Annotated in this window: 12 protein-coding genes; 9 read left to right on the top strand and 3 right to left on the bottom strand. The window is 71.4% G+C overall.

What is annotated here, in order from left to right; genetic code table 11:
- Nucleotides 1-188 precede the first annotated feature (188 nt).
- The 4 genes from QQX10_RS11635 to QQX10_RS11620 all read left to right on the top strand — a co-directional run bounded on the left by QQX10_RS11635 (nt 189) and on the right by QQX10_RS11620 (nt 7,369).
- Nucleotides 189-3,107, top strand: coding sequence for a glycoside hydrolase family 3 C-terminal domain-containing protein (locus QQX10_RS11635; RefSeq protein WP_301121364.1), 2,919 nt, complete (start codon nt 189-191; stop codon nt 3,105-3,107).
- A 106-nt stretch (nt 3,108-3,213) separates the two neighbouring features.
- A complete protein-coding gene (locus QQX10_RS11630) occupies nt 3,214-5,646 on the top strand; it encodes a glycoside hydrolase family 3 C-terminal domain-containing protein (protein WP_301121362.1) in 2,433 nt (810 codons plus the stop codon).
- Between the two features lie 14 nt (nt 5,647-5,660).
- The gene (locus QQX10_RS11625) at nt 5,661-6,332 is read left to right on the top strand and encodes a hypothetical protein (RefSeq protein ID WP_301121360.1); all 672 of its coding nucleotides are present in this window, start codon (nt 5,661-5,663) and stop codon (nt 6,330-6,332) included.
- A 20-nt stretch (nt 6,333-6,352) separates the two neighbouring features.
- Nucleotides 6,353-7,369, top strand: a complete 1,017-nt coding sequence (locus QQX10_RS11620) for a glycosyltransferase family 2 protein (RefSeq protein ID WP_301121358.1) — start codon at nt 6,353-6,355, stop codon at nt 7,367-7,369.
- 26 nt (nt 7,370-7,395) lie between these two features.
- Here the strand turns inward: QQX10_RS11620 and QQX10_RS11615 are convergent, their stop codons facing one another.
- From QQX10_RS11615 to QQX10_RS11605, 3 genes are all read right to left on the bottom strand, one after another.
- Complete coding sequence (locus QQX10_RS11615; protein ID WP_301121356.1) at nt 7,396-8,712, bottom strand: ATP-binding protein; 1,317 nt, start codon at nt 8,710-8,712, stop codon at nt 7,396-7,398.
- Nucleotides 8,709-9,419, bottom strand: a complete 711-nt coding sequence (locus QQX10_RS11610; RefSeq protein WP_301121354.1) for a LytR/AlgR family response regulator transcription factor — start codon at nt 9,417-9,419, stop codon at nt 8,709-8,711. The genes QQX10_RS11615 and QQX10_RS11610 overlap by 4 nt, the downstream gene beginning before the upstream one ends.
- Before the next feature lie 204 nt (nt 9,420-9,623).
- Nucleotides 9,624-10,304, bottom strand: coding sequence for an SOS response-associated peptidase (locus tag QQX10_RS11605; RefSeq protein ID WP_301121352.1), 681 nt, complete (start codon nt 10,302-10,304; stop codon nt 9,624-9,626).
- Nucleotides 10,305-10,428: 124 nt separating this feature from the next.
- Between QQX10_RS11605 and QQX10_RS11600 the strand changes: the two genes are divergently transcribed.
- The 5 genes from QQX10_RS11600 to QQX10_RS11580 all read left to right on the top strand — a co-directional run bounded on the left by QQX10_RS11600 (nt 10,429) and on the right by QQX10_RS11580 (nt 15,975).
- Nucleotides 10,429-11,424: a sodium:calcium antiporter gene (locus tag QQX10_RS11600; protein ID WP_301121350.1), complete on the top strand. Its 996-nt coding sequence runs from the start codon at nt 10,429-10,431 to the stop codon at nt 11,422-11,424.
- Nucleotides 11,425-11,560: 136 nt separating this feature from the next.
- On the top strand, nt 11,561-12,928 hold the full coding sequence (locus tag QQX10_RS11595; RefSeq protein WP_301121348.1) for an aldehyde dehydrogenase family protein: 1,368 nt from the start codon (nt 11,561-11,563) through the stop codon (nt 12,926-12,928).
- A gap of 74 nt (nt 12,929-13,002) precedes the next feature.
- Complete coding sequence (locus QQX10_RS11590; RefSeq protein WP_301144560.1) at nt 13,003-14,229, top strand: TadA family conjugal transfer-associated ATPase; 1,227 nt, start codon at nt 13,003-13,005, stop codon at nt 14,227-14,229.
- Nucleotides 14,192-15,088, top strand: a complete 897-nt coding sequence (locus tag QQX10_RS11585; protein WP_367281277.1) for a type II secretion system F family protein — start codon at nt 14,192-14,194, stop codon at nt 15,086-15,088. The genes QQX10_RS11590 and QQX10_RS11585 overlap by 38 nt, the downstream gene beginning before the upstream one ends.
- Nucleotides 15,085-15,975 (top strand): type II secretion system F family protein, encoded by an 891-nt coding sequence (locus QQX10_RS11580; protein WP_301121344.1) that lies wholly within the window; start codon nt 15,085-15,087, stop codon nt 15,973-15,975. Before QQX10_RS11585 ends, QQX10_RS11580 begins: the two co-directional genes overlap by 4 nt.
- Nucleotides 15,976-15,981 lie beyond the last annotated feature (6 nt).

The following is a 15,981-nucleotide window of genomic DNA, read 5'->3' as shown; positions in this document are numbered from 1 at the left end:
CATCGCCGTCACGTGGCAGTGGCGGCGGTGTTGTCCGGCACAAGGACGTCACCACACAACACACGGCCGTCTGAGGCGGTCCGACCACACGCCCGTGGTCGCGCATCATGCCCCCGCGGGGGGACGATGCTCACGGCGGGCGTGCAAGGAGAGGCAAAGTGAGTACAGATTCGGCAAAGAAGCCGCCGATGTCGAACGGCAAGTATCTCGGCATCTGGGTCCCCGTCATCGCGTTCCTGATCATCCTCACGGTGGTCGCGAACGTCGCCATCAGCATCTTCGGGTCCTGGGTCAACACCCAGCTCGGCGAGGGCACCTACACGATCGAGACCGCCGAGGGCACCGAGGACTGGGACACCGACTACAACGAGGCGTCCTACGACTCGCTCGAGTCCGAGCAGGAGGACGCGTTCGCGCTCGTCGAGGAGATCGAGTCCGAGGGCGTCGTGCTCGCGAAGAACGAGGCCGCGGCCCTGCCGCTGGCCTCGGGCGCGAAGGTCACGCTGCTCGGCCGCTTCTCCGCGGACCCCGTGTTCGGCGGCGCCGGCTCCGGCTCGGTCGACACGTCGACGGCCGTGAACGCCATCACGGGCCTTGAGAACGCGGGCTTCGACGTGAACCCGACCGCGTATGCGATGTTCGAGTCGTTCGCCGCGGACGCCCCCAAGGCCGACATCGTCATGGACGACCCGGCGGGCTCGACCTACGTGATCGGCGAGATGCCGGTGGACCAGTACACCGACGAGGCGACCGCGTCGTTCGCGGACTACGCGGACGCGGCCGTGGTCGTGATCGGCCGTGGCGGCGGCGAGGGCGGCGACCTCGCGCAGGACATGACCGACGTGCCCGGCGCGGCGGACGAGCGCGCGCAGGCGGGCGAGCACATGCTCGAGCTCAACCAGGACGAGAAGGCGATGCTCGAGGTGGCCAAGGCCAGCTTCGACACCGTGATCGTCGTGGTCAACGCGTCCACCTCGATGGAGATGGGCGTGATCCAGGACGACCCGGAGATCGACGGCGTGCTGCTGATCGGCTCGCCCGGTCAGACCGGCTACAACGCCGTGGGCGACGTGCTCAGCGGCGCCGTCAACCCGTCGGGTCGCACGGTCGACACCTGGTCCGCGGACTTCACCCAGGACCCGACCTGGAGCAACTTCGGCAACTTCCAGTACTCCAACGTCGACTCGGTCAACGGCCCGGGCTACTTCGTCCAGTACGAGGAGGGCATCTACGTCGGCTACCGCTACTACGAGACCGCGGCCGCCGAGGGCTTCATCGACTACGACTCCGCCGTGGTCTACCCGTTCGGCTACGGCCTGTCCTACACCGACTTCTCGTGGGAGATCGCCGGTGAGGAGCTGGGCGGCACCGACGGCGACATCACCGTCGACGTGACCGTCACCAACACCGGCGACGTCGCGGGCAAGGACGTCGTGGAGCTGTACTACAACGCGCCCTACACCGCGGGCGGCATCGAGAAGGCCGAGGTCGTCCTCGGCGCCTTCGAGAAGACCTCGCTCCTCGAGCCGGGCCAGTCCGAGACCGTCACCCTGACCCTCGCGGTCGAGGACATGGCGTCCTACGACTACGAGACCGCGGGCGCCTACGTGCTCGAGGCCGGCGACTACGAGCTCCGCGTGCAGACCGACTCGCACACCCTCGCCGAGGGCGTCGAGCCGATCAGCTACACCGTGGGCGACACGATCGTCTACGGCGAGGACAACCCGCGCGAGTCCGACGGCGTCGCCGCGACCAACCAGTTCGACGACGTCTCGGCCCTCTTCAGCGACACCGCCGAGGACGGCAAGATCGTCAACCTCTCGCGTGCGGACTTCGCGGGCACCTGGCCCACGGCTCCCACCGAGGCGGACCTGACCGCGACCGACGAGATCGTCGCCGCGTTCGACGCCTACGACGCCGCGGCCGCCGCCGAGGCCTCGGACGCCGAGATGCCCGTGACCGGTGCGGAGAACGGCCTGCAGCTCATCGACCTGCGCGGCCTCGACTTCGACCACCCGCTGTGGGAGGACATGCTCGACCAGCTCACCGTCGAGGAGATCACCAAGGTCATCCTCAACGGCGCGTACAACACCGACGCGATCGAGTCGGTCGTGAAGCCCGCCACCGTCGACCTCGACGGCCCCGCCGGCTTCTCGTCCTTCCTCAACGACGCCTACAACGGCACCGCGTACCCGTCCGAGGTGGTCATCGCCCAGACGTGGAACAAGGAGATCGCGCACCGCATGGGCGCGCAGGTGGGCGAGGAGGCGCTGCAGATGGGCGCCAACGGCTGGTACGCACCGGCGCTCAACATCCACCGCTCGCCCTTCGCGGGCCGCAACTTCGAGTACTACTCGGAGGACCCGGTCCTGTCGGGCGAGATGGCGAAGGCGACCTCCGAGGGCGCGCTCACCAAGGGCGTGTACACGTTCCTCAAGCACTTCGCGATGAACGACCAGGAGACCAACCGCGTCAACAACGGTGTCGCCTCGTGGGCGAACGAGCAGGCGATCCGCGAGATCTACCTGAAGGCGTTCGAGATCCCCGTCAAGGAGGTCACCGGCGAGATCTCGTACATCTCCGATGACGAGGGCACCGTCGAGACCGCCGAGGTCGGCCAGATGGCCATGATGAGCTCCTTCAACCGCATCGGCAGCACCTGGGCCGGCGGCTCGAAGGCCCTCATGACCGACGTGCTCCGCGACGAGTGGGGCTTCGAGGGCTTCGTGATCACCGACTTCAACCTGTACGGGTACATGTACCCCGACCAGGCGATCGACGCCGGCACCGATCACATGCTCACCTTCGAGCCCTTCAAGGTCCTCGAGGACACCACCTCGGCGCTCGCGGTCTCGAACCTGCGCACCGTGGCCCACCACATGCTGTTCACCGTGGCGAACTCCAACGCCATGGACGGCATCGCCCCGGCCAGCACCATCACCTACACGCCGCCGGCGTGGCAGATGTGGCGCTGGGTCATCACCGGCGGCGTGGGCCTGATCATCGCGGGTCTCATCGCGATGGTCGTCGTCCGGGTCCGCCGCCGCACGGCCGGCGCCCCCGAGGCGGAGGTCACCGAGCCCGTCGCCGAGACGGTCGACGCCTGATCGGGCGCCCGGGGTGCCGCGTCACGCGGCGCGGCACCCCGGGCCCCGCCCCCTCCATCCGTCAGCCCGCGGCGTCGAGCCGCGCCACCCCAAGGAATCCGCCACCATGTCCCACGAGCTCACCGAGCTGGAGAAGGCCGCGCTGCTGAGCGGCGCGAGCGTCTGGGAGACGCGTGCCGTCCCGCGTGCCGGGATCCGGTCCCTCAACCTGTCGGACGGCCCCCACGGCATCCGCAAGCAGCTGGGTTCCGGCGACCACCTCGGCATCAACGGCTCCGCGCCCGCGACCTGCTTCCCGACGGCCGCGACGGTCGCGAACTCGTGGGACGCCGAGCTCACCACGGCGCTGGGCGAGGCCCTGGGCGCCGAGGCCGCCGCGCTCGACGTCGACATGGTGCTCGGCCCCGGCCTGAACATCAAGCGCTCGCCGCTGTGCGGGCGCAACTTCGAGTACTTCTCGGAGGACCCCTACCTGTCCGGCAAGCTCGCCGCGGCCTACGTGCGCGGCATCCAGTCGCAGGGCGTGAGCGCCTGCCCCAAGCACTTCGCGGCGAACAGCCAGGAGCACCGCCGCATGGCCTCCGACTCGGTGGTCGACGAGCGCACGCTCCGCGAGATCTACCTCACCGCCTTCGAGATCGTGGTGCGGGAGTCCTCGCCGAAGGCGATCATGTCCGCCTACAACAAGGTCAACGGCACCTACGCCCACGAGAACGCCCACCTGCTGCAGGAGATCCTGCGCGACGGCTGGGGCTTCGACGGCGCGGTCGTGTCCGACTGGGGCGGCTCGAACGATGCGGTGACGGCCGTGGAGAACGGCGGCACCCTCGAGATGCCGTCGCCCGGGCTCGACTCCGCCCGGCAGATCGTCACCGCCCTGCGCGCCGGCCGTCTGGCCGAGGCCGACCTCGACGCCCGCGTCGACGAGATGGTGACGCTGGTCGAGCGCATCGACCCGTCCCTGGCTCGCGCCGTCGACGAGCAGGCGCACCACGAGCTCGCACGCCGCGTCGCAGAGTCCAGCCACGTGCTGCTGCGCAACGCCGGCGGCCTGCTCCCGCTCGCCGCGGGAGCCCGGGTCGCCGTGATCGGCGACTTCGCGCAGACCCCCCGCTACCAGGGCGCCGGCTCCTCGCTGGTGAACCCCACCCGCCTGTCCACCGTGCTCGACGCGCTGCCCGGCTCGGGCCTCGAGCTGGTGCGCTTCGCGCAGGGCTTCCGTCGCACCGGCGGGCCCGACGCGGGCCTGCTCGCCGAGGCCGTCGAGGCCGCGCGCAGCGCGGACGTGGCGCTGGTGTTCCTGGGCCTCGACGAGACGAGCGAGTCCGAGGGCAACGACCGCACCCACATGCGCCTGCCCGCCAACCAGATCGGGCTGCTCGACGCGCTCCACCGCGAGGACGTCCCGGTGGTGGTGGTGCTGTCCGCCGGCTCGGCGATCGAGATGCCGTGGCTCGAGCAGACCGACGCCCTGGTGCACGGCTACCTCGGCGGCCAGGCCGGTGCCGAGGCGACGCTGAACGTGCTGACCGGCAGGGTGAACCCCTCGGGCCGCCTCGCGGAGACGTACCCGGTACGCCTCGAGGACAACCCGAGCCACGCGTACTACCCGGGCCTCGGCGACGCCTCGGAGTACCGCGAGGGCCTGTACGTCGGCTACCGCTACTACGAGAGCGTGGGCGCGGACGTCCTGTTCCCGTTCGGCTTCGGGCTGAGCTACACGACCTTCGAGATCTCCGACCTGGTGGTCACCGCCTCCGGGGCGACCGCGACGGTCACGAACACGGGAGCCGTGGCGGGCGGCCACGTCGCCCAGCTGTACGTCGAGCGCGTCACCGACGGCGCGCATCGTCCCGTCCGCGAGCTCAAGGGCTTCGCCAAGGTCGAGCTCGCGCCCGGCGCGAGCACCACCGTCGAGATCCCCTTCGACCGGTACACGTTCCGCACCTTCGACCCCGCCGCCGACGCGTGGGTCACCGAGGCGGGGGAGTACCGCGTGGCGGTCGGCTCGCACGTGAGGGACCTGCCGGTCGCGGCGGTCCTGCACGTCGACGGAGCGACCGTGGCGGCCGACCCGGCCCCCGCGGTGTACCGCACCGGCGACGTGGTCGCGGTGACGGACGTCGACTTCGAGGCGCTGCTCGGCCGCGCGCTCCCGACCGCGTCAGGCGAGCGGGAGCCGCTCGACGCGAACTCGCCGCTGCTCGCGATGCATCACGCCCCGAGCCCGCTCGCGCGCGGCGCTGCCGGCGCGCTCAAGGGCCTGATCGCGCGCTCGCAGCGCAAGGGCAAGCCCGACCTCAACCTGTTCTTCCTGTACAACATGCCGTTCCGCGCGATGGGCAAGATGACCAACGGCGCGGTCTCGATGGACATGGTCGACGGGATCGTCGACATCGCCAACGGCCACCTCCTCCGCGGCGTCGGCGCCACGGCCTCCGGATTCGTGCGCAACGCGCGCGAGTCCAAGCGCCTCACCGCCGAGCTCGCCGACCACCCGACCCCCGCGGCGTCCGCACCGGCGCAGGCCGCGCGCTGAGAGAGAGACCCGAGATGCTCAAGCCGATCGTCAACGCGTGGCGCAGGTTCGAGGCCAAGCGCCCGAACACCGCCCAGTTCCTGATGTTCTTCCTGCTCAGCAACGGGGTCACCGTGCTGCAGCTGGCGCTCATGCCGATCTTCAAGTGGGTCTTCTACCAGACCGCCCTGGTGGACGTCGCGTTCCAGATCTGGCCGGTGGGGTCCAACGTCGACGGCTCGCAGTACTACATCTTCGACTACCCGGCCGGGCCCGTCGACGCGGACGGCATCGGCGGCGGCCTCGCGTACTTCCTGGCCGTCCAGATCACCATCGCGATCGCCCAGGTCATCAACTTCTTCGCGCAGCGCACCATCACCTTCAAGGCGAACAACTCGGTCGCGAAGGCGGCGTTCTGGTACGTGATCGCGTACCTCCTCATCACGATCGGCGCGGCGGCCGCGCAGGGCTTCTACAAGGCGCCCATCTACGCCTGGTGCAAGAGCGTCTGGCCGTCCGGCGGCGAGGCCGTGGCCGACGTGGTCACCATGATCATCAACTCGGCGATCGCGTTCTGGATCTTCTTCCCGATCTTCAAGGTCATCTTCAAATCCGACGCCGCGGAGGCGGCCGAGGACACGGCCGAGGAGATCGTCGAGCGCGATCTCGAGACCGTCCAGGAGGGTCCCGACGCGGCGCGCTCGTGACATGGGATGATTGACCCATCATGACCACCCTCTCCGTCGTCGTCCCCAGCTACAACTCCGCGGACTTCATGCACCGCTGCATCGACTCCCTCCTCGTGGGCGGGGACGATGTCGAGATCCTGATCGTCAACGACGGCTCCCGTGACGCCACGGGCGACGTCGCCGACGCGTACGCGGACCGGTACCCGGGCCGCGTGCGCGCGATCCACAAGGTCAACGGCGGTCACGGCTCCACCATCAACGTGGGGCTCGAGGTCGCGACCGGGCGGTACTTCAAGGTGGTCGATTCGGACGACTGGGTCGACGCGGACGCGCTCGCCGAGCTGCTGGCCACGCTCAAGCGCCTCGACGCCGACTCGGACGGCGTGGACATGGTGCTCAGCAACTTCGTCTACGAGAAGGAGGGCCGCGAGAAGAAGCGCGCGGTCCGCTACCGCCGGGCCCTGCCCCAGGCCCGCGTGTTCGGCTGGGACGAGGTCGGGAAGCTGCGCAAGACCCAGTACTTCCTCATGCACTCGATCGTGTACCGCACCGAGCTGCTGCGCGAGGTCGGGCTGCGCCTCCCCGAGCACACGTTCTACGTCGACAACATCTTCGCGTACATGCCGCTGCCGTACGTCGAGCGGATCTACTACCTCGACGTCGACCTGTACCGCTACTTCATCGGCCGGGAGGGGCAGTCGGTCTCCGAGCAGGTGATGATCGGCCGGCTCGACCAGCAGCTCCGCGTCAACCGGATGATGACCGAGCACGCCATGACCGAGATCTCGCCCGATCACGCTGCGTACCGGTACATGACGCACTACCTCGAGATCATCTGCGCGGTGTCCTCGACGCTGCTGCTGCGCTCCGGCACCGACGACGCGATCGTCGCCAAGGAGGCCCTGTGGCGCTCCATCCGCGACGAGGACCCGACGCTGCACCGCCGCCTGCGTCGCGGCGCCCTCGGCCAGATCATCAACCTGCCGGGCAAGCCCGGCCGGAAGGTCACCCTCGCCGCATACAAGGCGGCGCAGTGGCGCGTCGGCTTCAACTGAGCCGACGCATCGTCCCCCCGCCGGCGTCAGCCCGGGATCGGCACCAGCATGCGCAGCACGAACCAGCCGTCCTCGGCGTGGACGGTGAAGGTGCCCTGGTGCGCGGCGGCGGCCTGGCGGATGTTCTTCAGGCCGTAGCCGTGGTGGTGCGAGTCGTCCTTGGTCGTGGGCGGCAGGCCGTCGACCAGGCGCAGCTCGCCACCGAAGTAGTTCTCGAACCTCAGCACCGCGAAGTCGCCCTGCCGGTAGACGGCGACGCGGATGAGCCGCTGCTCCGGGTCCGCCACCCGTGAGGTCGCCTCGATCGCATTGTCGAGCGCGTTGCCGAACACCGTGACGATCTCCATGACGTCCATGAAGTCGACCACCGAGCCGTCGACCACGCAGGTCACGGTGATCCCTCGCGTCTCCGCCTGCGCGACCTTGGTCGCGAGCATGGTGTCCACCACGGAGTTGCCGGTCCGCAGCGCCGAGGCGCCGTAGCCGCGGACGGACTCCTCGAGCTCGTCGGCGAGGCGGGCCCGGACGCCCTCGTCCTCCTCGCCCCGCAGCGCCGTGATGTAGTGCTTCATGTCGTGGTAGCGGGCGTTGACCGCGTCCGCCTGCTGGCGCGAGGCCAGGTACTGCTCGTGCTGGGTGCGCAGCAGCGTGTTCATCGACTGGTTCTCGATCGCCCGCTGCAGCTGGAGGCGCTGGCTGCGCATCGCGTAGAGGGCGATGAAGCCGGCCAGGTCGACCAGCGTGCGCACGTAGAACACCTCGCGGCCCTCGCGCGCGGAGAACGGCCCCGTGTCCGAGATGAAGCTGAGGTTCGACATGAGGAACGTGACCAGGGCGATCGAGAGGGTCGACGCGAGGATGCGGCCGTCGATCGCGATCCGGAGCCCGGGCGGGAAGTTGCGCCGCTCCACCAGGAAGGCGGCGCCGAGCGAGCCGCCCACGACGACCGCGAGCAGCACGACGCGCTGCCAGGTCCAGTCGGGCCCGCCGAAGAAGTGCTGGTCGAGCTGCCACTCGAGGGAGGCGATCAGCTCGCCCAGCACGAACGCGCGGGCGAACAGGTCGCCCGCGCCCCTCGCGTCGGTGTCCACGCACAGCCAGATGAGCCCGTACATCGCGCCGCCCGCCAGCACCATGCCGAGCGACCACAGGCCCAGCGGCAGCGAGCCGGCGAGCTCCTGCACGCCCCACAGGAGCATGAGCCCGCCCGCGAGCGCCGCGATCAGCGGGACGCGACGCAGGCGCTTGGGGGCGAGCAGGATGTACACGAGCGCGGCACCCCATTCGGCGGTGCCGGTGAGCCAGCGCGGGATGTCCTGGAGGGCGTCCTCGATGGGGATCACCGCTTCCCGCCCATGTGGTCGGCGAGGGCGTCCATGAAGGCCTTCTTGCGCGGCCGGCTCACGGTCAGGGCGGCGCCGTTGGTCATCACCGACGTCGACTGGTCGACGCGCCTCACGTGCTGGAGGTTGACCAGGTAGCAGTTGTTGGAGCGGAAGAAGCCGTGGTCGCCCAGCTCCTCCTCGAGCGCCTTGAGGGTGCCGGAGAAGGTGTAGACGCGGTCCAGCGCGTGGATGGTGATGCGGTGCTTGACCGACTCGGCGTAGACGATCTCGCTGGGGTCCAGGCGGACCAGCGCGTTGTTGACGCTGAGGACCACGCCGCGGGACTCGCGCTTGTTGAGCCGCGTGAGCGAGCGGGTGAGCTCCTGCGCGAAGGCGAAGTAGGGGACGGGCTTGAGCAGGTAGCTGAGGGCGTCGACCTCGTAGCCCTTGATCGCGTACTGGCCCATGTTGGTGACGAAGATCATCACCACGTCCGTGTCGACCTCGCGGATCGCGTGCGCCGCCTCGAAGCCGTCCATGCCCGGCATCTCGACGTCGAGGAAGAGGATGTCGTACTGCGGGCGGTAGCCCTCGACGATGTCCTCGCCGTCGGGGAAGGTGCGGAGGTCGAACTGGACGTCGTTCTCCTCGGCGTAGCGCGCGAGGTGGTCGAGCAGGTCCCGACGGCAGGCCGCGTCGTCCTCGACGATCCCGATCCTGATCACTGCGCTCCCCGGCCTCTGCCCCCAGATGCTTGTCGTACAAGTGTAAGTTGGTTCGCCCCGCCCGACCCCCGCCCCCAGGTCCCGCCCCCACCCCGCCCCGCCCCCGCCCCGACCCCGCCCCGCCTCCACCCCGCCTCCACCCGCTGCGGGGAAGTCAGCGCCCCTCCCGGCACATCGTCGACTCCTGCGGGAGGCTCAGCGCCCTCAGGCGGGCTCGACCAGCTCCGGCCCCTGGTTCCGCACGTTGCCCACGGCCTTGCCCACGCGGTGCCAGGTCAGCTCGGGCGCCGGGGCCCCGATGGCCGCCCACAGGTCGTCCTGCGTCGACGCGGAGTCGAGCCACGCATCCGCCTCGTCCTGGGTGAGCATCACCGGCTGGCGGTCGTGAATCTCCTGCATCTCGCCTCGCGCCGCCGTCGTCACGATCGAGAAGGTCGCGAGCCACTCCGCCTCGTCGCCGAGGGCCTTGTCCTTCCAGAACTCGTACAGGCCCGCGAAGGCGAGCGGCGCATCGTCCGCCCGGTGGATGAAGTACGGGGTCTTCTCCGTGCCCTCGGTGTGCCACTCGTAGTACCCGTTGGCCGGCACCAGGCAGCGGCGCTTGGCGAACGCGGAGCGGAACGTGGGCTTCTCGGCGACCGTCTCCGAGCGGGCGTTGAAGGCGCGGACCCCCACCTTCGGGTCCTTCGCCCAGACGGGCACCAGCCCCCACCGCGCGGTCTCCAGGGTGCGGGCGCCCTCCTGGCGGGCGACCACGATCGACGCGTCCTGCATGGGCCCGATGTTGTACCGAGGCGCCAGGCGCGCGTCGTCCGCGATCACGGCGATCTCGAAGGCGTCGACGAGCTCCTGCTCGGTGAGGAAGTTCGCGTAGCGGCCGCACATGCGTCCAGGGTAGGCGCGTGCGGTGGGATCGTGCCGGGGAACATCCAGGGATTATGCCCGGTTGCGCCTCGCAGGGACCGGACGATGCGGGAGGTGGGAGCGCGTGGGAGGAGCCTGGCCCTTCGTGCCCAGCGTGGTGGCGCTCGCCCTGGCGGTGGGCGCCGTGATCGTAGTCGGGGTGCGGCTCGCCCGCACCGCCGACGAGCTCGCGGACCGCACCGGGATGGGGGAGGCCCTGGCGGGTGCCCTGTTCCTGGGCGGCGTGACCAGCCTGCCCGGGATCGTCGCCGCCGCCACCGGAGCGCTGCAGGGCGACGCCGCCTTCGCGCTCGCGAACCCGGTCGGCGGCGTGGCGGTGCAGTCCGTGTGGCTCGCGATCGCCGACCTCATCTACCGCCGCGCCAACCTCGAGCACGCCGCCGCGAGCCTCGAGAACGTGCTGCAGGCGCTGATCCTGGTGGGGCTGCTGTCGCTGCCCGTGATCGCCTACGCGACGCCGGACCTGGCGATCGGGTGGGTGCATCCCGTGACGATCATGATCCCGATCCTGTACGTGCTCGGCCTCGGGTTGGTGAAGCGCATCCGCGAGCAGCCCACGTGGCAGCCGGAGCAGACCTCCGACACCGTTGAGGACGAGCCGGACGAGCCCTCCGACACCCCCGTCCGGGTGCTCTGGACGCGCCTCGCTCTGTTCGCCGTGATCATCGGCGTCACCGGATGGGTGATCGGCCGCGCGGGCCTCGGCGTGGTCGCGGCGACCGGCTGGCCGTCGTCGGTGACCGGGTTCACCCTCACCACGATCATCAGCTCCCTGCCGGAGCTGGTGACGCTGATCGCGGCGGTGCGGATCGGCGCCCTCACGCTGGGGGTCGCGAACATCATCGGCGGCAACGTCTTCGACACGCTGCTGATCGCGGTGTCCGACGTCTTCTACATGGACGGGCCCGTGTACGCGGCGGCCGGCGCCTCGAGCCTCGTGCTGCTCGGCGGCACCATCCTCATCACCGCGATCCTCGCCGCCGGGCTGATCGTGCGCGACCGCAAGGGGATCGGCTTCGAGGGGATCGCGCTGCCCGCCGCCTACCTCGGCACCGCCGTGGTCGCCGTGATGGTGGCGTAGGCGCTCGGCCGCCCCCCCGCATCGTCCCGTCGCCGGTGCTAGCGTGCTGGAGGGGCGTGGCGGAAGTACCCCGGGGGGAGCCGCCTGTCGCGCTCCGGCCCGTGGTTCCCTTCGCGATCCAGCGCGAGGAGGCGCCATGTCCGGGTACGCCGTCACCGATCCCTACACGGGTCACCGCCACGCGGACTACGACCAGGCCACCGACGCCGAGGTCGACGCCGCGATCGCCGCCGCCGACGATGCCTACCGGGCGTGGGCCCGCCCGGCGGCGCCCGAGGATCGCGCCACGACGCTCCGCGCGGTCGCCGGACTGCTGCGCGAGCGAGCCGACCAGTTCGGGGAGATCCAGCGGCGCGAGACGGGCAAGCCGACCGGCCACGGCGCCGGCGAGGCCCACTACGGCGCGGGGCTCGCCGAGTACTTCGCCGATCACGCCGTCGAGCTGGCGGCGGACATGCCGGTGGACACGTCCGGCGACGGCGTCGGATTCGTGCGCCGCACCCCGACCGGGGCGCTGCTGTGCATCGTGCCGTGGAACGCGCCCGTCCACCTCTCCATGCGCTTCATCGCGCCCAACCTGGCGATCGGCAACACGGTGATCGTGAAGCCCGACCCGCACTGCCCCGGGTCGGCGGAGGCGCTCCAGCGCGTGATGGACGATGCGGGGGTGCCCGCGGGGGCCGTGGTCACGCTGCGGGCGTCGAACGCGCAGGTGGCGCACGCGATCGCCGACCCGCGCGTGGCGGGGGTGTCGCTGACCGGCTCGCGGCGGGCCGGCGCCGCGGTCGCCGAGGTCGCGGGGCGGAACCTCACGAAGGTGGCGCTCGAGCTCGGGGGATCGGATCCGTTCGTGGTGCTGTCGGCCGACGATCTCGACGCGGTGGTCGAGACCGCGTTCTGGAACCGGATGATCCTCCAGGGGCAGGCGTGCTGCTCGGCTAAGCGTTTCATCGTGATCGATGAGCTGCACGACGCCTTCGCGGAGCGCCTGGTGGCGCGCATGGCCGCGGCGGGGGTGGGCGATCCCGAGGTCGACGACGTCGAGATCGGGTCGCTGTGCTCGGTCGAGGCGGCGGAACGGGTCGAGGGGCAGGTGAGCGCCGCCGTCGCTCACGGGGCGACGCTCCTGACCGGCGGTGACCGCGACGGGGCCCTGCTGTCGCCGGGGGTCCTGGTCGACGTCGCGCCGGGGAATCCCGTGTACGGCGAGGAGATCTTCGGGCCGGTCGCGACGGTGCATCGGGTCGCCGACGAGGCGGAGGCGATCGCGGTCGCCAACGACACCGCCTACGGGCTCGGGGCGTTCGTCTTCACCACCGATCCCGCCCAGGCGGATCGCGTGGCGGACGCGATCGACGCGGGCATGGTGCGCATCAACCGGGGCCTCGACCTCAGGCCCGAGCTCCCCTTCGGCGGGGTCAAGGCCAGCGGCATGGGTCACGCCGAGGGTCTGCGCGCGGCGGACGTGTTCGTGAACCTGAAGTTCATCCACGCCGACGCGTAGCGGTCCCGGCACGCCTCCGTGCCCCCTCAACAGGGGGTACCGGGATGTCCCATTCCTCAGTAATGTCCCTTTTCATGGGGGGAGACGCCGTCTCTGAGATCGAGTCGACCGTGCGCGCCCGGGTGCGTGCCGCGGGCGTCGATCCGCTGCGCGACGCGGCGGCGGTCAGGCCGCTGGTGGCGCGCGCGATCGAGGAGTGGGACGAGCGTGCGCTCGCGTCCGGCGCCGATCCCGTCGGCGATCGCGTGCGGACCGAGCGCACCGTCCTGGACTCGATCACCGGGCTCGGCCCGTTGCAGCCGCTGCTCGACGACCCGGAGGTCGAGGAGATCTGGCTGAACTCTCCTCGCGAGGTCTTCGTCGCCCGTGGCGGCCGCAGCGAGCTCACCAGCATCCTGCTCGATGACGAGACGGTCCGCGCCCTGGTCGAGCGCATGCTCGCGCTCGCGGGCCGGCGCCTCGACATGAGCAGCCCGTTCGTGGACGCCGCGCTGCCGGGCGGGGAGCGCCTCCACGTCGCGATCCCGGACGTCACACGCCGTCACTGGGCGGTCAACATCCGCAAGTACGTGGCCCGCGCCTCGCACGTGCGGGACCTGGTCGCACTCGGGACGGTCACCGCCGGCGCCGCCTCGTTCCTCGAGGCCGCGGTGGAGTCGGGGCTCACGGTGCTGGTGTCGGGAGGCACGCAGGCCGGCAAGACGACCACGCTCGGCGCGATGGCCGGTGCGATCCCGCGTCGCGAGCGGGTGGTGACCTGCGAGGAGGTGTTCGAGCTCGCCGTCGGGGTCCGCGACTGGGTCGCCCTGCAATGCCGCCAGCCGTCGCTCGAGGGCACCGGCGAGATCACCCTGCGCCGCCTCGTCAAGGAGGCGTTGCGCATGCGGCCTAGCCGCCTGATCGTCGGCGAGGTCCGCGAGGCCGAGGCGCTGGACCTGCTGATCGCGCTGAACAGCGGCGTCCCTGGCATGTGCACCATCCACGCCAACTCCGCGCGCGATGCGCTCGCGAAGCTGTGCACCCTGCCGCTGCTGGCGGGCGACAACGTGTCGGACAGGTTCGTGGTGCCCGCGGTCGCCTCCGCGGTGGACCTCGTGGTCCACGTGGAGCTCGCCGCCGACGGTGCGCGGCAGGTGAGCGAGATCCTCGGTGTCCCGGGCAGGGCGGAGGGAGGCGTGATCGAGACCGCGGACATCTTCGTGCGGCGCGAGGGTGCGCTCGTCCGCGCCTCGGGCTTCCCGCCTCACCCCGATCGGTTCGCGCATGCCGGGCACCGCCTCGGCGAGCTGCTGGCGGCCTGACATGGAGGTGGTGCTGGGGCTCGTGCTGGGGATCGGAGCGTTGCTGGTCTGGTGGTCGTGGTGGGGCGTGCCCCGTCGCCGTCGGGGGAGGTGGGCGGTGCTCGAGAACCTCGACGACACGCTCGCCGCCGCGGGGCTGGCCGGCGTGGGTGCGGGCGGTCTGCTGGCGTCCGCGGTCGGCGCGGGCCTCGCGGTCGCGCTCGTCGTGCTCGCGGTGAGCGGCTCGCCGGTGGTGTCGCTGGTGTTCGCGTGCGGCGCCGCGTGGGTGCCGTTCGCGTGGGTGCGCTCCCGCGCCCGCCGCCGGTCGGCCGCCATGCGCGACGCCTGGCCCGCGGCGATCGACTCGCTCGCGAGCGGGGTCCGGGCCGGGCTCGCGCTTCCGGAAGCGCTCGCACGGATCGCCGACCGTGGCCCCGAGGAGCTGCGCGCCCCGTTCGCGGCGTTCGCCGAGGACTACCGTGCGACGGGCCGCTTCGCGGAGTCGCTGGACGCGCTCAAGGAACGCCTGTCGGATCCGGTCGCCGACCGGATCGTCGAGTCGATGCGGCTCGCGCGGGAGCTCGGCGGCACCGAGGTCGGCCGCGTGCTGAGGTCGCTCGCGGCGTTCCTGCGGGACGAGGCGCGCACGCGTGGCGAGCTCGAGGCCCGCCAGAGCTGGACGGTCAACGCCGCCCGCTTGGCGGTCGCCGCACCCTGGATCCTGCTCGCCGTCCTGGCGACGCGCCCCGAGGCCGTCGACGCGTTCGACACGGCAGGCGGCGCGACCGTCCTCCTGGGCGGCGCCGTCGCGTGCGCGGTCGCCTACCGCCTGATGCTGCGGGTCGGACGCCTGCCGCAGGAGCCGAGGGTGCTGCGATGACCGGGGGCGCATGGGGGATCGTCGGCGCCCTGGGCCTCGGTCTGGCGCTCGTGTGGTCATGGGTCGCGGCGCGCCGCTTCTCGCTGGAGCGCCGACTCGGCCTGCGACGGGTCGGCGCCGGCCACGGCGGCGCCACCGGGGCGGCGCAGCTGGCCGGCGTGCTGCGAGCCGATGCGCTGCACCTGGTCGCGCGCGTCGCCGGGCCGGACCGCGATGTCGAGTCGAGGCTCCAGCGCGCAGGTGTCGCCAGGACCCCCGACGAGCACCGCGCCCGGCAGCTCGCGCATGGCGCGGCGGGACTGGGCCTCGGGCTCGTGATCGGGGCGCTCGCGCTCGGCAGTGGCCGGTCGGCGGTGGTGGGCGTCGTCATCGCGCTGAGCCTCGGCGCCGCAGGAGCCGCGCTTCCGGACGCCGCCCTCGCGTGGCAGGCGCGGCGCCGCAGCGCGCGCATCCGTGCGGAGCTGCCGGTGATCGCGGAGCTGCTCGCCCTCGCCGTGGTCGCCGGGGCGGGAGTCACAGCCGCGCTGGAAAGGATCGCCGCGAACGTGGGCGGAGTGCTGGGCGACGAGCTCAGGGTCGCCGTCGCCTCCACGCGCACCGGCGCCTCGGTCGAGTCGGCCCTCGATCAGGTCGCGACGCGGACCGGGGACGCCTCGGTGGCCGTCCTGGTCGCGGCGATCGTGACCGCGATGGAGCGCGGCACACCGCTCGCGGACGTGCTCCACGGGCAGGCCGCGCAGGTGCGCGAGCGGTCGCGGCAACAGCTGATGGAGGACGGCGGGAAGAGGGAGATCGCGATGCTCGTCCCGGTGGTGTTCGTGATCCTGCCGGTGACGGTGGTCTTCGCGATGTACCCGGGCCTGGCGGCGATCAGGCTGGGGGGCTAGGCGTGG

Origin of the sequence: Demequina lignilytica (assembly GCF_030418305.1) — a bacterium.
GTDB lineage: Bacteria > Actinomycetota > Actinomycetes > Actinomycetales > Demequinaceae > Demequina > Demequina lignilytica.
This window is presented reverse-complemented; position numbering and strand designations above follow the sequence as displayed.